We start from the raw sequence: 22,221 nt of genomic DNA, 5'->3' as shown, positions 1-22,221 counted from the left end.
GCGGAATCATCATCCAGAGAAAGTTGGCAGACCAGTTAATGATTTGGCATTTTAAGAGTATCACCATACATAAATTGCCCCTTAGAGTGGTGTTCTCTGCGGATGATTGTTCAAAAAGTAATCCATACAAAGAATTTTACACTACTAACACTGAACGCAAAAAAAGAATATATATGACCATTAAACCGTTAAACTCATACCGATAAAATTAATATAAATCAAAAAGTTAATTTTTTAAGAAACAAAAATGGCCGTCAGAAAATACCGACGGCCATAAAACGTAGATTTCGTTGAGTTATGGTTTAACTTAGAGAGAAGCGAGAGGTTGGGGCTTTCCTAGCAGATAACCCTGAATATAATCAACACCCAGTGCTTTTAACTGAAACTTCTGTGCTTCATCTTCAACGTACTCAGCGACCACTGATAGCTTTTTCAGACGCGCAATCTGGCACATTGCTGAAACAATCTGCTGATCGATCGGACTATCGATCAATTCACGAACGAAGCTACCGTCAATTTTTAAGATATCCGCTTCGATATTCTTTAAGCGATCATAACTGGCAAAACCAGTGCCAAAATCATCGATAGCAATTCGACACCCCATCTGACGAAGCTGCGACAGCGTTTTCGCCGTGAGCTCTTTAGACTGCGTAATATTACTTTCTGTTATTTCAAGGATAATCTGGTAAGCCTCAACCTGATGTTGAGCCAACAAACGGGAAATATCCTGCACCAACGTAGGTCTAGCCAGCGTTGAAGGGGTAAGATTGATCGAGAAGCACGCAGCGGGAAGGCGCTCACGGTTCAAATTAATAAATTCCAGCGCATGAGCCAGTACCCAGAAATCGACATCGTAATTCAGGCCAAATTCGGCCACCACCGGGAAGAAGTCATTGGGCATGATGATATTGCCATCTTCGTCGTGCAGACGAAGTAAAATTTCGTGATAGCGGTCACCACGAAACCCTTCAATCGGCTGAGCCATCAACATAAACCGGTCTTTATCCAGTCCTTGCTGAATATGATGCAGCATCGCCACTTTACTATGAATGCCCTGCTGTAAGCTCTGCGCGTTAAGATGAGTAGATTCCGCATTCCCCGTCAGCAAAGAACGTTCTGCCATAGAACTCAATTCACCGATAACGCTATAGATATGAACCAGCGGCTGGCGAACCGTGCAATAGCCGATACCATAGTGCAAACGGAGCGGTAAACCGTTCCACAACAAACGGAATAACTTCATCGCATCATTAAGGTGTTTAATCGTTTCAGACGCATTTCGATTGTTGAGACGCAAGACGAGGTCGTAGCTCGGAAGCTGATACACATCTTCGTCGGCCGCCAGCACCTTTTTGATCATGCAGGCTAATCGCTGCTTATATTCGAGCTTAAGCTGCATGCCATACGTGCGGCAAAGCGTGTCGAGATTCGCAATACGTAGGAAGCAAACAACTGAGCGCTCATGCTGTTGCAGATCATATTGCAGGCAACGAAGGTTAGGTAGTTGAATCACAGGATCGATCATTGATGCGCGCTGGGTCTTTTCATAAAGACGGCGCTGACGCGTATTCACTGCCGCCATCAAAATAATCGTCAGCGTGAACATCACCATCATCGACATAATCAATGCAAGGCTATGAACCAAGTTATTCCATTGCACAAAACCCTCATAGTTGAGGAGTAATGTGATCACCGATGCAGACCACACCAAGCTAGAAAGCTGATATCCATAGCGCATAGCGCCAAAGAGCATTAATGGAAGCAACAGCGTTAACGTGTAATCAGTATAAAAAATACTGCCATCGTCGGTGGCAGGAATAGCCAGCACGGTGATCATCGCCACCAGCAACAACAGCCAGATCTGAATCTCCCATGCCGTAACGCCTTTCGCGAGCTCCTTACGGCAGCGATTCACAATAACGCGAATAAAACGCGGTTTAAGCACAACACGCATCAGGTAATAACACGCAGGCACACCAGCGAGACAAGCAAGTACCAAAGCTTGATAGCCAATCAATGTTCTAATAGAAAATGGTGCAGATGCGGCCATCTTCTCAACGGGTTCAAAAATACCCAGAGCAACAATAATCTGAATCAGCATCAAGAAAATAAGCGGCAAAACAACAACCATCCAAAACAGCCGCGGCAGCATGGTTTGCATTCGGCCAAAGCCACATGACCAACGCCGTCCAACATGTTTCAGAAAGCCATACCAGCTAATACCCAGAGAAAGCACTAGAGCGGTGGCAACCAATGCCCCCGGCAAATAACCTATTTTATGAATATAAAGGCCGTAGGAGACAACGGCTAATGCTGGCATCACGCGCCAGCTAAAAACCATTAATAGCGAAAGTGAAACCGCCATCGGTAGGAATAAAAGATAAACGACGCCATCCCCCGTAACGAGACGAGGAGATGCAGAAAGGCTAAAAGGTAATAATACAAGAGTAAAAAGCAGGGGAGTCCCCCACCAATAATTCAAACGATGCAGTAGATGTTGTAATTGGCTCATGGATTAGACTTCAATAGGTCCCGAGGTCACTCCTTGCTACATGTTCTAACTCGGTCATTAAAGCAATTTATAAAATAGAGACCGATGAAAAAACAATGATAATGAAAAGTGGCTTCCTAATCACTCTTTTGAACTCAACCTTTGGAGTTCAGAACGTCAACCCAAGCCCATTGTATGGAAATACATCTGAGAGCGGCCTGAAATATTATGTAACGGCGCATTCTACCTTTTGATAATGATCAAAAAACACTAAATTCAATCATAAATTATGCTTAATCCAGATTTATCCTGTAAGAGGCTCTCAGCATCCATGACACAAAAAGATTAAATATTGAACCAATGTTAAACCATCATTTAAAAAGCGACTAAAATGCTAGACGCTTTCAACATCGAAAATTGCCCTATCCAACGTTAAGCAGCGTGATGAGATAACTCACTCATAGTATGAAATATTTTTACCACACGACATCCTATGATTGACGCCCGAGCCCGACTATGCCTAAATCAGAGGCTGATATCTCTAAAACGAGATGATTAGACAGCGATGAATATTCATAAATTAAAACGACGTACTAACGTCCACATGACCAAAATTGTATTGCTAATCAGCTTCTTTATTTTGATTGGCCGCTTGGTTTATGCCTCTTTTGGTGCGATATCCCATCATCAGGATAAAAAAGAAAACGCCACGCCTGCGCCAACTGAACAATCTCAGCCTCTGCAGATGAACACCCCAGAAGCATCGCCAGCGGATAAAAAAGGGGCATAATCCCAATCTGACGACTACTTTTAAGTCGTCCAATAAGAGTTCAATTCCCACCTGCTGCTTAATAATTAATAAGAAAAAGGAATGACTTTTCCAATGCCCGTCATTGCAAAAAATAGCGTCAAACAGCGCGCAGAAGATCGCTTCCGCATCCTCCAGTTATTACTCAATAATAAATCGTTGTCTGAAGGGATACTCGGCAAGCTTGAAGACCCCTCGCAGCTCAACAATCCCGAACTTCTCGACCAGACCGTTGAAATAAAAACGCTGGTAAATAAACTTCCTGCGCCCGATCTGGCTGATACGCTAGAAGCACTCCCCGCAGAAGAAAGACATGCATTATGGCGTCTGGTTGGAAAAGAAAAGCGCGGCAAAACGCTGGTTGAAGCCTCAGAAAGCGTCTGGGATAGCCTGATCGACGAGATGAGTGACAAAGAGTTACTCAAGGCCCTGCAATCGCTGGATATTGATGAACAGGTTTATCTCGGACAATATCTTCCCCGCAATTTGATGGGGCGTCTGTTGACGTCCATGGAGCCTGAGCAACGCGCACAGGTTCGAGAAGTTATTCGCTACGGCAAACATACCGTTGGCGCAATCATGGACTTCGAAATCATTACCGTGCGCCCTGATATTTCTCTCGCTACCGTGCAGCGTTTCTTGCGCATGCGAGGAACCATTCCGCTCAACACCGACAAACTGTTTGTCACGGACCGCACTAATCGTCTACTAGGCGAGCTGTCTCTCACCACGGTCTTGCTCAATAAACCAGAGGCGCTGGTTGGTGAGGTCATGGACAAAGATCCTGCCACCTTTGATCCCGAAGACAATGACGAAGATGCAGCGCGTACCTTTGAACGTGATGACTTACTCAGCGCAGCCGTTGTCGACGGTAAAGGCAAGCTGATGGGACGCCTCACTATCGAAGATATCGTTGATGTGGTTTATGAAGAAAGCGACACTGATTTGCGCCGTATGGGCGGTTTAAGCGCTGAGGAAGATGTTTTTGCTCCCGTAACAAAAGCGGTCAAAACCCGTTGGGCTTGGTTAGCCATCAACCTCTGTACGGCCTTTGTGGCTTCGCGCGTTATCGGCTTATTTGAACACACTATTTCGCAGCTGGTGGCGCTGGCGGCACTGATGCCGATAGTTGCTGGGATCGGCGGGAATACTGGAAATCAAACCATCACTATGATCGTTCGTGCTCTCGCTTTACAGCACATTCAAGCAGGGAATGTCTCATTCCTATTACTACGCGAACTCGGCGTGGCGCTGATAAATGGCGTGGTCTGGGGTGGCATTATGGGCATTGTCACTTTTTTGCTTTACCACAATGCAGCGATGGGCGGCGTCATGACGCTGGCGATGGTGCTAAATTTGCTGATGGCGGCGCTCATGGGTGTCATTATCCCGATGACGATGATGCGCTTTGGTCGCGACCCTGCCGTTGGCTCCAGCGTGCTGATTACCGCGATCACCGACACCGGTGGATTCTTTATTTTCCTGGGCTTGGCAACTCTATTCTTGCTTTAACGTTTGCTCTAACGCCTCGTCAACTTTCAAGCTAGCGCACGTTATTTTTCGTCGAGTTGTGCGCTATAGCTAAATACCGAGCCAGAGATAAATCAAAATTCATTTGCTATGCTAATTAATGTTGCACATGGTGACATTTAGACTAATATTCGTGAAAATGCTAGCGCTAGAAATATCAGTTAAATTAATGTATTGAACGTGTCTTTTACACGTCATTAAGGCAGGGGTATGGATGTCAGTTTAGATGTAGGCGATGAAAAAAAGCCCTATTTTATTGTGACACTTACTGTCTTCGCCGGTCTGATTTACCTGCTTGCCTGCTTCTGCATCACACTCACTCAGCACGACACCAATCTGGCTTCTCTGTGGTTCCCCACGGCGGCGACCATTGCCTTTTTATTCCACCATAGAAAGCATCAATGGCCTTTTATCCTGATCGCGGCTCAGCTAGCGACCATGGCAGCCAACTGGACATTTTTCCCGATCAGTCTTTTTTCGGTTCAGCTAGCCCTGATTAATCAGGTTCAAGCCGTGGTGTGCACCTTGCTGTTGAGCCGCTTCTTGAATCACAAATCGCCGATAAATGGCCTCTACACTTGGCTCCGATTCGTTATTTGCAGCGTGATACTCGCGCCGCTATTTAGCGCAACGTTAGCCGCCACCATTGTTTCGCTGCACGGGCTTGCGCCATTCAACCAGATCTTTGGCGTCTGGTTTATGTCCGAATCAATCAGCGTAATGGCGCTGACGCCGGTGGGCCTTCTTTATTATCGTGGTTTTTGGCGTAAGAGCCTGAATGAGCGAACGCTGACAGAAAGCATCATGATCATAGCGATTGCGATGGTTTCCTGCTTTTACGCCATGCAGTACCTGCCTTTCCCCTTCACTTTCGCCATTATTCCCATGCTTTGGGCCGCGATTCGCTTACCGCTGCTACAGGCTTTCACCAGTTTTTTATGTGTGATTATCCTGCTGGCAATCATGATGGCCTATCACGTCGTCGATATACGTTCGGCCTACCCTTCGGTCAACGATGTTCTGGTTTATACCCCGCTTCTGCTGGTGCTATTGCCGGTCAACTCGGTTGCTGTGTTGATGCATGCATTCCGCTTAGAGCGCGACCACATCGAAGAAAGCGAAACCCGTTTTCGTAACGTGATCGAATTTTCAGCCATCGGTACCGCGTTGGTTGGTCTAGATGGCCGTTGGATCCAAGTAAACCCCGCGCTTTGCCAGATGCTGGGCTACCCAGCTCGCACGCTAACCGATATGACATTTCAAGACATCACACACCGTGACGATTTGGAATCCGATCTGAATCAATTAAACGCGTTAGTTGAAGGGAAAATTAGCAGTTACAGCATGGAAAAACGCTACCTACACAGTTCAGGTACCAGTATTTGGACCCTGCTTAGCGTCTCCTTAATTCGCGACCCACAAGGCGAACCGCTGTATTTCGTCTCGCAAATAAAAGACATCAGCGAAATAAAAAATAACGAAAGATATAAACAACAGCTGTTAGACAAACTGCATGAAGAAAAAGAACGTCTGCATATCACGCTAACGTCGATCGGCGATGCGGTAATCAGCACCGATAGCCTGATGCGGGTAACGTTCATGAACCCCGTCGCGGAAAAGATGACAGGTTGGACGCAGGAGGAAGGACTTGGCTTACCCATCGACAACATCGTGCATTTGTATGACGGCATTGATGGTGACAGCGTTTACCCGCTACGCACCGATGAGAACAGCCACGCCAGACGAGCCGAAGACCGTTTAATCCTCAAAAATTTGCAAGGTGCGCATTTCGATGTGCAAAGCAGGGTTTCAGAGCTCACCGCCATCAACGGTAACTTAATGGGCTATGTACTGGTATTCCAAGATGTCAGCGAATCCAGAGAACTGCTGCGCAAGCTCTCTTATAGCGCATTGCATGACCCACTGACGGGGCTGCCAAACCGAGTTAGCTTTGAACAGGCGCTGAAACGAGCCCTTCGTCAGGCCGTGGAGGAAGAGCGATCCCATGCGCTGATATTCCTCGATCTTGACCGATTTAAAGCAGTGAACGACAGCGCAGGCCATGCCGCTGGCGATGCCCTATTGCAAAAAATCAGCCAGCTCATGCATTCAAATATCCGCACTCAGGACATGTTAGCCCGTCTGGGTGGCGATGAATTTGCCTTTATCCTTATCGATTGCGAAGCAGACAAAGCCAAAGAGATCATTACACGTATCATCAACCAGATAAATGATTACATCTTTGAGTGGGAAGGAAAAATTCATCGCGTGGGCGCTAGTGCGGGCATGACATTTATCAACGTAGGCAACGCACTGGCCGTCGATCTGATGAATCAGGCCGATATTGCGTGTTACACCGCGAAGCACAGCGGACGTGGCAAATTGATGAGCTATGAACCCAAACACAAGCAACACATAAACTATGGCAAAGGGTTGCTTAGCGCTGAAGAAATTGATGATATTTTGACTCAAAACCGCATCAACATTCAGGCTCAGGGAATTGCTCCGCCGAAAACACCTCAGTCGATTGCTTTTTATAATCTCGAACTTATTCCTCATAGCAGCGCGGGCATCAACATTTTACCTGAGCTCTTTCAGGAATCCTGCTTCCAAAACCATCGCCGTGAAGAAGTCGATCGTTGGCTGCTGCATGAAATACTCGTGAACCAAGCGCAAGCATTGAAAGGCAAAGGCATCAGCATAGCTATCCCTATTGCCACCAGCAGCCTGTGCACCCCCACTTTTACCGCTCATATGCTTGAGATGATTCAATCGTCACCGCTTCCGTCTAGTCGACTATTGATTAGGGTGCCTGAAAGCGCCCTCAATGATGATTACGCACAGGCACAGTCGGCGCTCAATGCACTCACGGAGTTGGGCTGTCGCTTGATTGTTGAAGACTTTGGCCGCAACCTCAGCGTGATCGAACGTTTGCAGTCAGTCAAAATCGAATATGTCATGATCACGCCAACGCTTATCACCAACGTACATTGCAACCAAATGGACGAAGTGCTGGTTTCGATCATCCATGGAAATGCATGGCGACACGGCGCACAGACTATCGCAGGACCCGCCGACATCCAGGCCTCCCTGCTGACTCTCGACAGTATCAAAATCGATTTAGCCTTTGGCAATATGATTCAAGAAGTTAAACCGCTTCCGTCCGTTCTACAGGGCGGATATTTCGGCATAAACTAAAGCGTAATATCGGCTCCTTCTCGCTTCAAAAGCCAGGCTTTTCTATCGATGCCGCCCGCGTAGCCGGTCAATTTTCCCGAGGAGCCAATCACGCGATGGCATGGGATCACAACCGACCACGGATTATGCCCAATGGCCTGAGCAACGGCGCGCACGCCTTTGGGATTACCCACTTTTAACGCCACGGCCATGTAGGTGCAGGTTTCACCGCACGGGATTTCGCTTAACGCCTGCCATACGGCCTGTTGGAATGGTGTGCCACGCACCGCCAGTGGAAAGTCAAAGTTATCGCTTTCACCGGAAAAATAAGCCTGTAGCTGCTGACGCGCACCCTCAAGCACGGGATGATGATTGAGTTCCTGATGCTGACTAAAATCAGGCAGGTATTTTTGCCCCTCAAAATAGACGCCGTGCACGCTGTTATCATCAAACAAGATAAACATCTGGCCCTGCGGCGTTTTAAACTGGCTGTAATTCATCATAATGTCTCCATTGTCCAAGCGTCGTTATGCCAAAGATGTAAATTGGCATAGGCACGCCATGGCCGCCATCGTTCGGCATATTTCACAATTTTACTCGGCGTCATCTGCGGGAAACGCTGCTTAATCAGATAATCGCCCTGCAAGAAAGCATCTGGCCAGCTCCACGCACGCATCGCAATATAGGTGGCGGTCCAACTGCCGATCCCCGGAATAGCGGTGATAGCCGCAATACTCCCTTCAATATCCAGAACATCGTCTAAAATCAGACGTCCCTCGCTAACCTCCTGCGCCAACTGCACAATGCTAGCAGCACGTTTAAGCGGGATGCCGATGGTTTTAAGCTCTTCCGCAGAAAGCGCAGCCAGCCGATCGGTATTGGGGAATATGGCATTCAAACCGTCTAACGGCGTATCGACAAAATCCCCCACCGCTCAGCGATTGCCGACGCAAATTTCGCCGCCATTTTTACGCTAACCACCTGCCCTAAAATAGCGCGTACCGACTGTTCAAACGCATTCATGCATCCCGGTAAGCGTAACCCCGGATTGTGCAAGGCAAGCTTGCCTAAGCCCTCTGCAATGGCCTGTGGGTCCGCATCTAAATCTAACAATTGACGAACCCGGCGCAGCACTTCTGGCGCATGCGCCGTTAAAGAACTCGAAATTTGCACGTTAACCCGGCATCGCGACTCATCAGGACGCAAAGCAATCCATCCCGAATCCTGCCCCACGCGTAACGTGCGCTGATACGCCCCATCAGCCGTCACGTTATCTACACCGGCCACACAGCGAGCCTGTAGAAACCCTAACATCCAGCCCCAGTCATAGGGAGGGCGATAGCTGACTGAAAGCATGAGACCTTCTTCTTGTTCCTTCTTATTGGCGCGCAAAGAGCTGGGCGTCATTCGATACCTCGCACTAAATAATTCATTGAAACGTCGCAAACTACCAAAGCCCGCGCTGAACGCCACTTCCTCCAGCGGCAGATGGCTATCCATCAACAGTCGTTTAGCCTGTAGCAAGCGATAAGACTGTGCATACTCAATCGGGGAAGCACCAAAATGCTCGGCAAAAACCCGCCGCAGCTGGCGATCTGAAATTCCAAGGCGAGCAGCTAACGCTTCACAGCTGTGCTGCGTTAAATAGCCCTGCTCAATAAGTTGAACCGCAACCTGTATATAGCGATTAGAGAGATCGACAATGGACAGTCCAGGAGCAAGTTCTGGACGGCACTTTAAACAAGGGCGATAGCCCTCTCGCTCCGCCGCCGCCGCGCTCGGATAAAAATGACAGTTCTCCGCTTTCGGCGTGCGAGCTCCACATACCGTGCGGCAATATATTTTTGTTGATGAGACACCGACAAAAATACGCCCATCAAATTTGGGATCGCGTGCTTTTAATGCGGCATACCAGATCTCATGATTACCGTTCATATTTCCCCCGCTTGTTCTGTATACAGCTTATCCTTAATTATCCATCCTGACTCGCGGAAATCGGACATTGATATCACCACAAGATTGGCATCAGCGCGCGCTTAAAAAGGAATGACGGGAGGAGTTCATTGATGAAAACGGCGCAATAGAGTAAAGTCGCCGCCCTTCATGGCATGGGGAACGCAGGAGAACATATGTTTATTGGATTTGATTACGGTACCGCAAACTGCTCCGTCGCAGTCATGCAAGGTGACCAACCTGAATTACTACCGCTTGAGCAGGACTCTCCGTATCTGCCCTCAATGTTGTGCGCGCCTACGCGTGAAGCAGTAAGCGAATGCTTACATCGCCATTGGCAAGTGCCAACCGGCAGCGATGAAAACCAACAATTATTGCGCCGTGCGATAAATTTTAATCGGGAAGAAGATATTCCCGTCACCGCAGACAGCCTACAGTTTGGCCTAAAGGCCCTCAGCCTGTATGTAGAAGACCCAGAAGAGGTCTACTTCGTCAAATCACCAAAGTCATTCTTGGGTGCCAACGGCTTAAAACCTCAGCAAATCGCGATGTTTGAGGATTTGGTGTGCGCCATGATGTTCCACATCAAGCGTCAGGCAGAGAGCACGCTGAATCAATCAATTACCCAAGCGGTTATTGGACGTCCGGTCAACTTTCAAGGCACCGGCGGCGAAGACGCCAACGCGCAGGCGCAAGGCATTCTTGACCGTGCCGCCCACCGCGCAGGTTTTCAGGATGTGACGTTCCAATTTGAGCCCGTTGCCGCGGGGCTGGATTTTGAAGCAACGCTAAGCGAAGAGAAAAAAGTACTGGTCGTTGATATCGGTGGGGGTACAACCGACTGTTCTGTGCTGCTGATGGGTCCACAGTGGCGCGATCGCACCGATCGCCATGAGAGCCTGCTTGGGCACAGTGGTTGCCGTGTGGGTGGTAACGACTTGGATATCATGCTGGCCTTTAAGCAGCTAATGCCGCTGTTGGGCGCGGGTGGCGTCACCGAAAAAGGCACCGCACTACCGGCCTTACCTTACTGGAATGCAGTTGCCACCAACGACGTTCCCGCACAAAGCGATTTTTACAGCACGGCGAATGGCCGCATGTTACGAGATTTAATCCGTGATGCCGCCGAGCCTAACAAGGTTGAACTTCTGCTGAAAGTTTACCAGCAGCGTTTAAGCTATCGCTTAGTACGTAGCGCGGAAGAGAGCAAAATTGCGCTTTCTCAGCAGGATAGCATCAGCACGGCGCTGGATTTCATCGCCAACGGTCTGGTACAGCACCTCAACGTTCATGAGTTAGCCGAAGCCATCACTCAGCCTCTCGAACGCATTCAGGAACAGGTCAGCAGTGCCTTAACCGTCAGCAACATCACGCCTGAGGTCATCTATCTCACCGGAGGAAGTGCTCGCTCACCTCTGATTCGTGATGCTCTGGCGCGCCAACTACCGGGGATCCCTATCGTCGGCGGCAATGACTTTGGCTCAGTTACCGCCGGTTTGGCGCGCTGGGCGCAGCGTATTTATCGCTAAACGTAAGTAATTACCAACTTACCCATAAAATATGGCACCTATTGAACATCATCTGTAGGTGCCACGTTTTTTGTCTGTTGGGCGGCGGCGTCAAGACGCTCTGTCAGACGGCGAATCGCTTCCGTGAGTGCCTGAATCTCTTTCTCTTTCAGCAGATCAATTTTTTCGTGCAACAACTCGATTTCTAACTCAGCTTTAACGTTAATCTCAAAATCATTCTCCGCCCTTTTTCTATCCATATCACTTTGCCGCGTTTGGCTCATCATAATGGCGGGTGCCGTATAGGCCGCCTGAAATGAAAGCAGCAAATTCAACAGGATAAATGGATAGGGATCCCACGCATTATGGCCAAACCATGCATTACCGACCATCCAGCACGCTAGCAAAATACTTTGGATAATGATAAACCGCCACGAGCCAATCACGCTGGTAACGCCATCTGCCATACGTTGGCCTAGCGTTAGAGTCGGCACCGATGTACCTGCTACATTCGCGGCCTTTTTCTGATTCAGGAACTTTTCTCGACGTAAACGACGCGATTCACGCAGCTTTTGTAGTAATGAGTTATCGTTAATATTCATGGAGTTTCTCTGTATCAAACATCAGTAGCTTTCATCGTGGGGCAATCAAACCGATGACAGGATACTCCCACTTTGGCAACGACATCCGAATTCGTCAAACATGCCGCCGCAAAGTCGATAAAAAAAGCCCAATCAGGCATCTATTCTCATTTGCGTTACATGATTCAAATCACGAATTAAGATTGAAATTTAGTACTTCAGTGAACGATTAAGGCCAAAATCGGTTGTGAATTTGTTAGCTTTTTGGGCATGTTTTTTGCCGGAGCTAAATAAAACGAAAAAATAGCACGAAAAGCAAAAAAGAAAGGCCTCAAGTACGCTTAGACATCTTGTCAGATTGTCCCCCTTGGGGCAAAATACGCGCCCTGCAAATGGCCGATGTATAAAATGACATCGGTTATTTTTTTGCATCAGGTAATGAGTTTTATAACTGAGGCCGGCTTAAAACCGGACATGATAATCGCTATTTAGCGGCACATTTAGCCGCGCTACTACTGAGGAAACTTAGATGGGGCAATCATTCGCTTTCGCGCCGGGATTCACTGGCATGCGCTGCAGCAGCAGCGACTACGGGGCTGGAGCTTCTTTCTCCGCTCGCGCTTCTTTTACATCTCCCCTGTCCGAATATTATTCAATTATTAGTAGTATCTTCACACGAAGTTTTCCTGTGATCTCTCCGCTTTGCGCAACATCGAACCAAAAAGTCGAGAGCATGGGAGGACTGCGTCATGGCGATTAATACCGCACCTCAAAAACGTGTCGAACTCCGTAAAACATTGACGCTTGTACAAGTCGTCATGATGGGGTTGGCCTATCTACAGCCGATGACCATTTTTGATACCTTTGGTATCGTTAGCGGTCTTACCGATGGTCACGTTGCCACATCTTATGCTATTGCACTGATTGCAGTGCTGTTCACTGCGGTTAGTTACGGAAAGCTGGTTAAGCGCTTCCCGTCAGCCGGCTCAGCCTATACCTACGCGCAGAAGGCGATTAGCCCGCACGTTGGTTTTATGGTGGGTTGGTCTTCTCTACTTGATTATCTGTTCATGCCGATGATCAACATTTTGCTGGCTAAAATTTACCTTGAAGCAATTTTCCCAGGCGTACCGTCTTGGATCTTTGTGGGTGGTTTAGTCACGCTGATGACCCTGTTTAACCTACGAGGCATTAACCTCGTTGCAAACTTGAACTCCATCATTGTGGTGATTCAGGTTGCTATCATGGTTATCTTCTTGGGTCTGGTTATCCACGGTATTTACGGTGGTGAAGGTGCCGGTACGCTGATCAGCAGCCGTCCATTCATCTCTGAAAATGCGCATGTGGTGCCAATGATAACCGGGGCGACGATACTCTGCTTCTCGTTCTTGGGCTTTGACGGTATCAGTTCATTGTCCGAAGAAACGCCAGATGCGGGGCGCGTTATCCCGAAAGCGATTTTCCTGACTGCGCTGATTGGCGGTGTGATCTTTATCGTGGTGTCGTACTTCTTGCAGTTGTACTTCCCAGATATCTCACGCTTCGCTAACCCAGATGCATCACAGCCAGAAATCATGCTGTTTGTCGCAGGCAAGTTCTTCCAGTCCATCATTCTGGTGTTCTCCTGCGTTACCGTACTGGCTTCGGGTATGGCCGCACACGCAGGTGTTTCTCGCCTGATGTACGTAATGGGCCGCGATGGCGTGTTCCCTGAGCGTCTGTTCGGATACATTCATCCGAAATGGCGTACCCCAGCGTTCAACGTACTGTTGGTCGGTTGCATTGCCTTGTCAGCGGTATCGTTTGATCTGGTGACGGCCACGGCGTTGATTAACTTTGGTGCTCTGGTGGCGTTTACTTTCGTGAACCTGTCAGTTATCTCTCAGTTCTACATTCGTGAAAAACGTAATCGTACACTGAAAGACAACATCAACTATCTGCTGCTGCCGGTATTAGGGGCTGCAACCGTTGGTGTACTGTGGGTTAACTTGGAAGAGAGCTCTATGACGTTAGGCCTAATTTGGGGCGCTATCGGTCTGGGTTACTTAACCTTCCTGACTCGCCGCTTCCGTCAGCCGCCTCCGCAGTATGACGCTGAAATCGCTCAGTAAAAACTCAACCTGATAAACTAAAAAGCCCGTTCACTGAACGGGCTTTTTTTTATATCTCTTCAACAACCGATAAGTACGCTTAAAATCGTTTACACATGCACGCATTTTCAAGTTGCTGTCCGCCCACCTCAACGTTTTGGCGATAAACCACCTCAAAACCATAGCGTGTGAAGAAAGGCTGAGCCGTGAGGCTAACATACGCATAAATTTCAGAAAGGTCGCGCAGCTTCGCTCGTTGCAGAATTTCATCCATCATCGCTCGGGCTACGCCCTGATGCGCAAATGAAGCCGCCACATAGAAATGATCGATTAATCCATCAGGCTGCAAATCAAAATATCCAGCGATCTTACCGTCCACCAAGGTTACGGTTGGTTGGATACGTTCAAGCACGCGCAGCCAATATTTAGGATCCGCACTGGCCTGAATCCATGCCGTTCGCTGAGCGAGGTTATATTCACCCACGGTGAGTTGGGAAACCGCAGACTCATATACCTGCCGCAAAGATAGCGCATCGGAATGCTCAAAAAGGCGAAATTGAATCTGCGGCATAGGGTTATGCCTTGGTAGCCAACATAACGCTGGAGGCTTTAATCAATGCAATCACGCGGCTACCAGCACTTAGCGCCATTTCTTCGGCACTTTCGTTGGTAACAACAGAAGTGAGTTCAATGCCCTGATCGGTTTTCACATGCACCGTTGAGTTTACGGCCCCTTTAAGAAAGGCACTCACTTCACCGGCGAATTGGTTACGGGCAGAAAAGACTAAACCGCAATCCTCTGAAGCCAGAATAACCCAAGGTGCCTTGATTAACGCAACGGCCTCTTTGCCTTTCGTTAACCCCATGGCTTGTTTGCTAGCATGAGTGACAACCGCCACGATTTTCGCGCCGCCGTTTAAGGTCAATTCAACCTCGTCATTAACGGCTCCATCCGCGACTGCTGAAATGACGCCACTTAATTGGTTGCGTGCTGAAACAGACATTTTGCTCTCCTTGATTAAACAAACTGTATTGAGACACAATGATTTAGACTTTGAAAAATCACATAACATCAAGGAGGTAAGTCAGTCTGATAGGCTGAATTCACATTGATGCCGCTTGAAATTAACGAATCTACATCGGTCTTTAATACTAACAGAAGTTAATCGTAACAACAGAGAGCAACCCGATCTATTCAGCCTGTCGCTTCAGCACCAAAGAAAATTTCGTCTGCGCGGCGTGAACGTTCATAGCCGGAATAATAATATTCCTGCAAACCCCGATCTTCGCTGCCGTGGAAAAAATCAGCAATAGCATCCCGCTCCAGCCCGTAGTCACGCGCAAGCTCCCCCGCTCGGCAGGCGGCCATGTAACGATTATCCACCCGTTTGCCAAAGCTGTGCGCGAAGCCACAAACAAAACCACGTCGATAGTCGAAACAGTGCTGGCTCATCTCATTGGCCGATTTAGGTTCATAAGCCCTTACGCCGTCCATCACACCTTCGCCAAAATGATTTTTCACATCATCCTCCACGACTCATTCACCATGAGAGATAGCCTCAATAAATCGCTATCATTGAACAAATAGCAATCGTTATATAAATTATTATACAACGAATATATCAATGAAAGGTATACCCTTCGCGAGGTAGGCTAAAGACAAGTCTGAGAATCGAATGGGGAGTAATTCAAGTGTATGACGATCATCGTTCAACCGAGTATAATCACGCGCTTGATTCGAGAACCGCATCATAACGCTATGATGTAATCGCGAAATTCTGTTACTACTCAATTTTGTCACGACTACATAGGGGAAGAAAATGGCTGATGAGTTTGACAACGCCAGTGCTCTGGAAGAATTAGAGCGTGACCTCGCTCTTGCAAACCGCCAAAAGACGCAGATGCCATTTACAGGTATGTGCTACAACTGCCACGAAAAAATTGAAAGTGGCAACTTTTGTGATAAAGACTGCTGTGAAGACTGGCAGAAAGCGCAATGGGCTAAGTCGCAGCGCCAGCGTTAATATTTTTGACTTAATATCAATAATATAACGTCACTATTTTACTAAACTAACGGGAAGGTCAGAGATGTCATCAACGCCAACCGAAATACGTTACCACGTCAATAAGTCGATCACTGTTGAACAGTTTTCTCAATTGTTGTCGGAAACAACGCTGGGGCCACGACGCCCGTTAGATAACCCAGAATGTTTGGCAGGGATGTTAGAACATGCAGATATCTTAGTCACTGCATGGGCTGGTGAGCGCCTGATTGGCATTGCTCGTTCAGTGACGGATTTCCACTACTGCTGCTACTTATCCGATCTCGCGGTATCAGAGTCGGTTCAAAAAAGCGGCGTAGGTAAAGCATTAATACAGATGACGTGCCGCCAGCTAAAACATAACTGCAAAGTTATTCTGCTGGCAGCACCGCTCGCGCAGGAATATTATCCACGCTTAGGCTTCGATCAACACCCAAGTGCCTGGACCTGCACCGCCGAACACCTTATCTGATTTCTCGCCAAACCCTATTTCAATCACAAATTTATCATAAACATCCACTCTATGAATGGTTTGTGATTGAAAACTGATCGCGCTCAATACTCGGTTTTTCCTGATTGTTAATCTATTATTTCGGATATTAAATTGATTGACGCTTATGGAAAAGCATGATGCTTGAGCAATACCTAAATATTTTTTTTCGCGCTGTCTTTGTCGAAAACATGGCCCTAAATTTCTTCTTAGGCATGTGTACGTTTTTGGCTGTTTCAAAAAAAATCGAAACCGCATTCGGGCTTGGCCTCACCGTCACCGTATTATTGGCCGTTGCTACGCCGCTAAATAATCTCATCTATAACTACCTGCTAAAAGACGGCGCTTTAATTGAAGGCCTTGATTTAAGCTTCCTCGACTTTATTACTTTCATCGGCGTTCTTGCCGCACTGGTGCAAATATTAGAAATGATATTGGATCGTTTCTTACCTGCGTTACACCACTCATTGGGCGTGTTTCTGCCGCTTTTAACCATTCACTGCGCAATTTTTGGTGCGACCATATTTATGGTTCAGCGTGAATATAACTTCACAGAGTCATTTGTATATGGCACCGGATGTGGGCTTGGTTGGTTACTTGCAATTGTTGCAATGGCAGGCCTGCGGGAAAAAATGAAGTATTCTAATATCCCCGAAGGGATGCGTGGGTTAGGTGCAGTGTTTTGCACGGCTGGCTTGATGTCACTTGGGTTTATGTCTTTTGCCGGAATCAATCTTTGAGCTGACCAGAAACTCGGTTAGCCATAAGTGCGAAATGACGCATCAATTGTACAGGAATGCGTCATTTGTATGACTTATCGTACGTAATGTGAGCAGCGTCACAATGAAACACCGTTTTGAAGTATAAAAAGGCTCTATACCGATTCATATTTCAAGGCAAAGCTCATGACTACGACAGTAAAGAATTATATCTCAGACAATAAATCAACTATCGACACAATTGTTCTACGCTTTTGCTGGGGCGTCGCTGCGCTAGGTGTTGTCGCCTGCGTTTTGCTAACCAAGATGTATTGGTAAATGAATTCCTAGAGTGACTCCTAGCCAAAAAAAATCCCCAACGGAGGGGATTTTTTTTGGCTGCATTAAGCTAACAATATTTTCTGTAACTCGTTTAACGAGCTCACTTGATAGCTTGGCGAAATGCCGTCTGGCAAAGCCGCTCCGGATGTATTTAGCCAACAGGTATCAATACCGGCGTTGATGCCCCCCAAGATATCCGAGTGAGGGTTATCACCCACCATCAAAATTCGCTCTTTGGGTGGATGATTCATCTGTGAGAACGCATATTCAAAAATCCCAACGTCTGGTTTCGCAATCCCCACCTGCTCAGAGATTACCAACGTAGAGAACGCGTCCTTCATCCCAGTTCGCTCTAAACGCACCGTTTGCAGCTGCGTAAAACCATTGGTAATAATGCCCATATTGGCCTTACCGCTCAGCGCATTCACAAGCTCTCTCGCACCAGGCAACACATCGCAAATATCGGCCATTGCCTGTAAAAATGCGTTATTGATTTGGCATGCAGTTACACCGAGGCGTTGAGCCCATAGCTCAAAACGCGTGACCTGTAGCTGCTGCGCGTTGATACGACCATCTTGATAATCCACCCATAGTGGCTGGTTGACGGCCTGATACTCTGCATAATCCTGATCGGTAAAATCAACGTTAAAACGAGAGAACATCAGCTTTAAACCTTGAAAAGCATCAAACCGGAACAACGTCTCATCAGCATCAAAAAGAACCCAACTGTACTTCATGGTACTTGCCTCTCTCGTCATTTTTTTCACTCACTAAGCACTGATATTATCAGACTTAAAAATCCGGGGCTTAGAATAGCGTAAACCCCGAACATTCGCTTAATAAATGATTCGGGGTTTAATATTTAATTAAATTAACTTATGAGTTATTAGGCGTAGAGAGAAGTATCTCCAACAGGCCGCGTTTTAAATCGGCGGTGCAGCCATAGATATTGCTCTGGCGCACGTAAAATCTCTTTTTCAATTACACCATTAATAAATTCAGCGGCCGCCTGCTCATTATCGTAAGGATAATCTTTCAGACCAGGCTGAATAATAAGGTGATAGCCGCTGCCGTCTGGTTTACGGATCAACACCGTTGTCAGCAGAACAGGCTTAGCCAGTTTGGCAATAGTAAACGTACCGTTTGTGGTAGCCGCTTTTTTGACAGCGAAGAACGGAGCAAACGAACTTCCCTTCGGCCCGAAATCTTGGTCCGGCGCAAACCACACAGCTTCACCAGCTTTAAGCGCATGAACCATACCGCGTAGGTTACGACGATCAATCATCGCTTTATTAGAGCGAGAACGCCCACGGGTTTGAACATATTCCATCACTTTATTGTTGTGCTTGCGATACATCGCCATCATAGGGCGGCATAGCCCCATCACGCGCCCGCCCAGCTCCAGCGACATAAAGTGTACGCCAATCACCATCACGCCACGGTTTTCCGCTAAGGCCGCATTGAGGTTCTCAATCCCGCTCACATCAAACCACTTCTTGATACGCGCATCAGACCAAAACCACGCCATGCCGGTTTCTAACAGCCCTATGCCTAAGGACGTAAAATTATCGGTCACGCGAGCATCTAGCTCTTCAGATGACAGGTCAGGGAAGCACAGCTCGAGGTTACGTCGTGCAATCGTGACACGGCGCTTTAGGAAACGTTTAGAGATACGGCCCATCGCTCCGCCAAGGCGGCGAATGACAGGGTAAGGTAATTGGACCAATAAATATAACAAACCTAAACCGAACCACAGCGACCAATGACGCGGGTGCAGCAAGCTTGTTGAAAAACCAGAGTGTTTCACAATAGACCTTCTTTCTTTATACATAGCAGTTTGCGTATCGCATAAAGAAGAATTTATCTATAGCGGTACATATATAGTGTTTGACTCACTGCGTTTGATTAAGTTGCAGCAAAATAAAACTTAATGAATTTTATTTTATCCGCACAGCAGATTTATCTTATCTGTCTTAATTTTCAGAATGATACTAGATTTACAAATATTAACGTTGAGAATACATAACCAGACAAAATAAAACGGGCCCTGAATAAACAGGACCCGTTCTAATTAAATGATTACCGGTTTAGCAATTTAAGGTTACCCAAAATCACAAACTTTGGTGGTCACTTAAAAGCAATATTACAGAGCTACAACGTTAGCTGCTGAAGGACCTTTCTGGCCATTTTCAACAGTGAACTCAACACGCTGGCCTTCGTCCAGAGTTTTGAATGCGGTGCTCTGGATTGCAGAGAAGTGAACGAAGATGTCTTTGCTGCCGTTGTCTGGAGTGATGAAGCCGAAACCTTTACCAGCGTCAAACCATTTTACTAAGCCAGTCATTTTATCAGACATGATATTTCCTAATGTATTTAAAGTAGAGTCGCCGCTCTCGGGCGAAAAAGGTCTGTTCTATCAGAGGACGTACGGGAGCACTAAAGAAGGAAATTCATGAGCGAAGTGATACACATCGCTAAACAAAGAACTGCTTTACTAAAATGTCTTTCATACTGGTTCTGCATTACAAACCGAGAGCATTAACTCATGTTTGGTAGCTTTACGCAAGCACTATCACGAGCATTTTCTCAAAAGAAAAAAAAGACAATGAAATCAAAGAAACAAAACCGCATTTTTATGGAAAAATAATCATACCAATAGAAATAATTTCCAGCGCAATCATACATCCAAAAAATAATCTGTTTTGTACGCGAATTTATTAACGATGGCGATGAGGTGTTTATGATAAGCAAAAATGCACGCTGGGCTCTTCAACGTGCATTCATGGAGTGACTTATTTTAACAACGCAAACCGCTTTAATTATAAGATTCAATCAACGCTATATTTTCTTGATTCAGAATTTTTTTATCAGAACGCATTATGCCCAAAGCGATATCAAATAAGCACAGCATAAACGGAAGTTCATAGAGTTCCTCAAGTAAATCCTGATAATGGCTATCCCTAATAAATATTGGTGCTAATAAACGATGATGCTCAATCGTATCTGAAATAAGAAAACACACCACCATCAACAATACGGTCCACAGTGGAATGCTTTGATGTTTTACTCTTTCTGCAATCTCTTTACGTAACGTAGGTAGTAATAACATCAGTAGCAAAGTGCCAATTAAAATAACGGAAATTATTCTAAAATAAATTTTAGGTGTTTCTGGAAAGAAGTCCCGCCCCCAGCTGATCCCACGCCCAAACAGCACCACCCACCATACCGTCGCCCAGCACCAAAAGGCCTTTTGGCGTGGAGCAAGCGTTAAAGGTTTCATATAAAACCATGTAAAGATCGCCCCAAAAAGTAGCCATGCTGATTGAACATCTTCAATAACCTGCACCACCACACCGTGAGCCAAGGGAAGTTTAAACAATGCGAAGAAAGGAATGTGACAGCAATGACAGCGAGAATAGCCGTAGCAGGTGAAAGTGCTTTATTTATATTAATAGGAATATTCATAGCGTTTTAAAATCTATTTATTGTGCAGTCCTATCAATTTAACAATGCTTTGTCAGTGACATTTTTCAATTTGTGCTTAGGTGCAAATATTAGGCGGGGAGAATCATTATCGTTAACGGCAATATAAATTCAGCACAAATTGCTTAGCTAAAATATGCCTAATAAACAAAACATTGTACTAATGCAGCTGATGTTTTAGACACAAAAATAAAAATACGCATTTTATGTACAGAATAAAATAAGTTCTTTCAAAGTAAAAAACACTCTACTTTCGGCCTATTCTTTGCTCTCGCTTTGACACAAATTCGCATCACCCAATGCAATTAACTCATCCAGTAAGCTCGTTAGTTGAACCATCTTCTCCGTTGAAAAAGCCCGCTCAATCGCCTGATATCCCTCTTCAACCTGCGAACGTGCTTTCTCATACAGGCTTTTACCTTCAGGCGTGAGTGAAACATACAGCTTACGTTGATCGCTTATCGGCTTTAAACGAAGGATCAGTCCATCCCTCTCCATACGCGTCAAAATGCCGGTCAAGCTCGGACGAACAATGCAGGTTTTGCAAGAAAGTTCATGAAAATCAATTGAGTTATCTACGGCTAACACCCGAATAATGCGCCATTGCTGTTCCGTGAGGTTATGACTTTTCAATATTGGACGAAAAAATCCCATCGCAGTTTCCCGCGCCTGTAGAAGGGCAATAGTCAAAGATTCATGCATAGATTCACACTCTTAAGAAAAACCGACCAAGGCCACCCCTCGGTACATTTTAGGCATTCTACATGTACTTATCATGAGTTTGAATTGAAACTCATTAATAACTAAATAATTATTTTTTTAGATTAGATTTGTTTCAGTTAAGTTTCAAATAAATAAAGACGATAACTTAAAGAAAATATAAATAACTGATTTTAAAGTACTTAATAAGATGAAATGTAAAAACATTGTTACTAAGATCACACTTCAGACTGATTTTATTGCCTAAATGTTAAACAAGGATTAAAACATGATCATTAACATATTAATAAAAACCTTTTCTCATACCG

At 46.3% G+C, this 22,221-nt stretch carries 19 protein-coding genes and 1 pseudogene; 8 read left to right on the top strand and 12 right to left on the bottom strand.

Features of this window, described 5'->3' with window-relative positions:
* Positions 1 to 307 precede the first annotated feature (307 nt).
* On the bottom strand, positions 308 to 2,512 hold the full coding sequence (locus tag DSM2777_RS08415) for a sensor domain-containing phosphodiesterase (protein ID WP_061553665.1): 2,205 nt from the start codon (positions 2,510 to 2,512) through the stop codon (positions 308 to 310).
* Between the two features lie 544 nt (positions 2,513 to 3,056).
* Between DSM2777_RS08415 and DSM2777_RS08410 the strand changes: the two genes are divergently transcribed.
* From DSM2777_RS08410 to DSM2777_RS08400, 3 genes are all read left to right on the top strand, one after another.
* Positions 3,057 to 3,281, top strand: coding sequence for a YfgG family protein (locus tag DSM2777_RS08410; RefSeq protein WP_046458296.1), 225 nt, complete (start codon positions 3,057 to 3,059; stop codon positions 3,279 to 3,281).
* Positions 3,282 to 3,374: 93 nt separating this feature from the next.
* Positions 3,375 to 4,811, top strand: coding sequence for a magnesium transporter (gene mgtE / locus DSM2777_RS08405; RefSeq protein ID WP_061553664.1), 1,437 nt, complete (start codon positions 3,375 to 3,377; stop codon positions 4,809 to 4,811).
* A gap of 228 nt (positions 4,812 to 5,039) precedes the next feature.
* Positions 5,040 to 8,027: a diguanylate cyclase domain-containing protein gene (locus DSM2777_RS08400; RefSeq protein ID WP_061553663.1), complete on the top strand. Its 2,988-nt coding sequence runs from the start codon at positions 5,040 to 5,042 to the stop codon at positions 8,025 to 8,027.
* Here DSM2777_RS08400 and DSM2777_RS08395 read toward each other — a convergent pair.
* Both DSM2777_RS08395 and alkA read right to left on the bottom strand, forming a co-directional pair.
* Complete coding sequence (locus DSM2777_RS08395; RefSeq protein WP_237087824.1) at positions 8,024 to 8,509, bottom strand: methylated-DNA--[protein]-cysteine S-methyltransferase; 486 nt, start codon at positions 8,507 to 8,509, stop codon at positions 8,024 to 8,026. The two genes, DSM2777_RS08400 and DSM2777_RS08395, sit on opposite strands and share 4 nt — an antisense overlap.
* A pseudogene (gene alkA, locus DSM2777_RS08390) lies at positions 8,506 to 9,941 on the bottom strand (DNA-3-methyladenine glycosylase 2). Before alkA ends, DSM2777_RS08395 begins: the two are co-directional and overlap by 4 nt.
* Before the next feature lie 194 nt (positions 9,942 to 10,135).
* Here alkA and yegD point away from each other — a divergent pair.
* A complete protein-coding gene (gene yegD, locus DSM2777_RS08385) occupies positions 10,136 to 11,488 on the top strand; it encodes a molecular chaperone (RefSeq protein WP_061553662.1) in 1,353 nt (450 codons plus the stop codon).
* 38 nt (positions 11,489 to 11,526) lie between these two features.
* Here the strand turns inward: yegD and DSM2777_RS08380 are convergent, their stop codons facing one another.
* The gene (locus tag DSM2777_RS08380) at positions 11,527 to 12,069 is read right to left on the bottom strand and encodes a DUF1003 domain-containing protein (protein WP_025800066.1); all 543 of its coding nucleotides are present in this window, start codon (positions 12,067 to 12,069) and stop codon (positions 11,527 to 11,529) included.
* A 728-nt stretch (positions 12,070 to 12,797) separates the two neighbouring features.
* On the opposite strand from DSM2777_RS08380, the gene DSM2777_RS08375 reads away from it, so the two are divergent.
* A complete protein-coding gene (locus DSM2777_RS08375) occupies positions 12,798 to 14,159 on the top strand; it encodes an APC family permease (RefSeq protein WP_025800068.1) in 1,362 nt (453 codons plus the stop codon).
* Between the two features lie 79 nt (positions 14,160 to 14,238).
* Here DSM2777_RS08375 and DSM2777_RS08370 read toward each other — a convergent pair whose 3' ends face one another.
* The 3 genes from DSM2777_RS08370 to DSM2777_RS08360 all read right to left on the bottom strand — a co-directional run bounded on the left by DSM2777_RS08370 (position 14,239) and on the right by DSM2777_RS08360 (position 15,660).
* Entirely contained in the window at positions 14,239 to 14,709 is a 471-nt protein-coding gene (locus DSM2777_RS08370) for a GNAT family N-acetyltransferase (RefSeq protein ID WP_061553661.1), read from the bottom strand.
* Positions 14,710 to 14,713: 4 nt separating this feature from the next.
* Positions 14,714 to 15,142 carry a TOBE domain-containing protein gene (locus tag DSM2777_RS08365; protein ID WP_025800071.1) on the bottom strand — a complete coding sequence of 143 codons (429 nt, stop codon included), beginning with the start codon at positions 15,140 to 15,142 and terminating at the stop codon, positions 14,714 to 14,716.
* Between the two features lie 191 nt (positions 15,143 to 15,333).
* Positions 15,334 to 15,660, bottom strand: coding sequence for a DUF2623 family protein (locus tag DSM2777_RS08360; protein ID WP_025800073.1), 327 nt, complete (start codon positions 15,658 to 15,660; stop codon positions 15,334 to 15,336).
* Positions 15,661 to 15,958: 298 nt separating this feature from the next.
* Here DSM2777_RS08360 and DSM2777_RS08355 point away from each other — a divergent pair, with 298 nt between their 5' ends.
* The 3 genes from DSM2777_RS08355 to nqrE all read left to right on the top strand — a co-directional run bounded on the left by DSM2777_RS08355 (position 15,959) and on the right by nqrE (position 17,410).
* Positions 15,959 to 16,162: a hypothetical protein gene (locus tag DSM2777_RS08355; RefSeq protein ID WP_004095514.1), complete on the top strand. Its 204-nt coding sequence runs from the start codon at positions 15,959 to 15,961 to the stop codon at positions 16,160 to 16,162.
* Positions 16,163 to 16,226: 64 nt separating this feature from the next.
* Positions 16,227 to 16,652, top strand: a complete 426-nt coding sequence (locus DSM2777_RS08350; protein ID WP_061553660.1) for a GNAT family N-acetyltransferase — start codon at positions 16,227 to 16,229, stop codon at positions 16,650 to 16,652.
* 158 nt (positions 16,653 to 16,810) lie between these two features.
* Positions 16,811 to 17,410, top strand: a complete 600-nt coding sequence (gene nqrE, locus DSM2777_RS08345) for an NADH:ubiquinone reductase (Na(+)-transporting) subunit E (RefSeq protein WP_025800077.1) — start codon at positions 16,811 to 16,813, stop codon at positions 17,408 to 17,410.
* A 362-nt stretch (positions 17,411 to 17,772) separates the two neighbouring features.
* Here nqrE and yjjG read toward each other — a convergent pair whose 3' ends face one another.
* The 5 genes from yjjG to hpaR all read right to left on the bottom strand — a co-directional run bounded on the left by yjjG (position 17,773) and on the right by hpaR (position 21,895).
* Positions 17,773 to 18,447: a pyrimidine 5'-nucleotidase gene (yjjG, locus tag DSM2777_RS08340; RefSeq protein ID WP_061553659.1), complete on the bottom strand. Its 675-nt coding sequence runs from the start codon at positions 18,445 to 18,447 to the stop codon at positions 17,773 to 17,775.
* A gap of 149 nt (positions 18,448 to 18,596) precedes the next feature.
* A complete protein-coding gene (gene lpxP / locus DSM2777_RS08335; RefSeq protein ID WP_046458306.1) occupies positions 18,597 to 19,541 on the bottom strand; it encodes a kdo(2)-lipid IV(A) palmitoleoyltransferase in 945 nt (314 codons plus the stop codon).
* Positions 19,542 to 19,853: 312 nt separating this feature from the next.
* Entirely contained in the window at positions 19,854 to 20,066 is a 213-nt protein-coding gene (gene cspE / locus DSM2777_RS08330; protein ID WP_004095506.1) for a transcription antiterminator/RNA stability regulator CspE, read from the bottom strand.
* A 459-nt stretch (positions 20,067 to 20,525) separates the two neighbouring features.
* On the bottom strand, positions 20,526 to 21,056 hold the full coding sequence (locus tag DSM2777_RS08325; RefSeq protein WP_418009236.1) for a hypothetical protein: 531 nt from the start codon (positions 21,054 to 21,056) through the stop codon (positions 20,526 to 20,528).
* A gap of 395 nt (positions 21,057 to 21,451) precedes the next feature.
* On the bottom strand, positions 21,452 to 21,895 hold the full coding sequence (hpaR, locus tag DSM2777_RS08320) for a homoprotocatechuate degradation operon regulator HpaR (protein WP_061553658.1): 444 nt from the start codon (positions 21,893 to 21,895) through the stop codon (positions 21,452 to 21,454).
* Between the last annotated feature and the right edge of the window lie 326 nt (positions 21,896 to 22,221).

The sequence above is a fragment of the Obesumbacterium proteus genome, assembly GCF_001586165.1.
In the GTDB taxonomy this organism is placed as follows: domain Bacteria; phylum Pseudomonadota; class Gammaproteobacteria; order Enterobacterales; family Enterobacteriaceae; genus Hafnia; species Hafnia protea.
Note: the sequence above shows the minus strand (reverse complement) of the source record. Positions and strands in the feature narration are given on the sequence as shown.

Coding starts and splice junctions, on each gene's coding strand:
- DSM2777_RS08395 (WP_237087824.1), bottom strand. CDS start 8,509: ATGATGAATTACAGCCAGTTTAAAACGCCGCAGGGCCAGATGTTTATC.
- yjjG (WP_061553659.1), bottom strand. CDS start 18,447: ATGAAGTACAGTTGGGTTCTTTTTGATGCTGATGAGACGTTGTTCCGG.
- DSM2777_RS08375 (WP_025800068.1), top strand. CDS start 12,798: ATGGCGATTAATACCGCACCTCAAAAACGTGTCGAACTCCGTAAAACA.
- DSM2777_RS08350 (WP_061553660.1), top strand. CDS start 16,227: ATGTCATCAACGCCAACCGAAATACGTTACCACGTCAATAAGTCGATC.
- DSM2777_RS08370 (WP_061553661.1), bottom strand. CDS start 14,709: ATGCCGCAGATTCAATTTCGCCTTTTTGAGCATTCCGATGCGCTATCT.
- DSM2777_RS08380 (WP_025800066.1), bottom strand. CDS start 12,069: ATGAATATTAACGATAACTCATTACTACAAAAGCTGCGTGAATCGCGT.
- yegD (WP_061553662.1), top strand. CDS start 10,136: ATGTTTATTGGATTTGATTACGGTACCGCAAACTGCTCCGTCGCAGTC.
- lpxP (WP_046458306.1), bottom strand. CDS start 19,541: ATGTATAAAGAAAGAAGGTCTATTGTGAAACACTCTGGTTTTTCAACA.
- hpaR (WP_061553658.1), bottom strand. CDS start 21,895: ATGCATGAATCTTTGACTATTGCCCTTCTACAGGCGCGGGAAACTGCG.
- mgtE (WP_061553664.1), top strand. CDS start 3,375: ATGCCCGTCATTGCAAAAAATAGCGTCAAACAGCGCGCAGAAGATCGC.
- DSM2777_RS08400 (WP_061553663.1), top strand. CDS start 5,040: ATGGATGTCAGTTTAGATGTAGGCGATGAAAAAAAGCCCTATTTTATT.
- DSM2777_RS08365 (WP_025800071.1), bottom strand. CDS start 15,142: ATGTCTGTTTCAGCACGCAACCAATTAAGTGGCGTCATTTCAGCAGTC.
- DSM2777_RS08415 (WP_061553665.1), bottom strand. CDS start 2,512: ATGAGCCAATTACAACATCTACTGCATCGTTTGAATTATTGGTGGGGG.
- DSM2777_RS08410 (WP_046458296.1), top strand. CDS start 3,057: ATGAATATTCATAAATTAAAACGACGTACTAACGTCCACATGACCAAA.
- nqrE (WP_025800077.1), top strand. CDS start 16,811: ATGCTTGAGCAATACCTAAATATTTTTTTTCGCGCTGTCTTTGTCGAA.
- cspE (WP_004095506.1), bottom strand. CDS start 20,066: ATGTCTGATAAAATGACTGGCTTAGTAAAATGGTTTGACGCTGGTAAA.
- DSM2777_RS08355 (WP_004095514.1), top strand. CDS start 15,959: ATGGCTGATGAGTTTGACAACGCCAGTGCTCTGGAAGAATTAGAGCGT.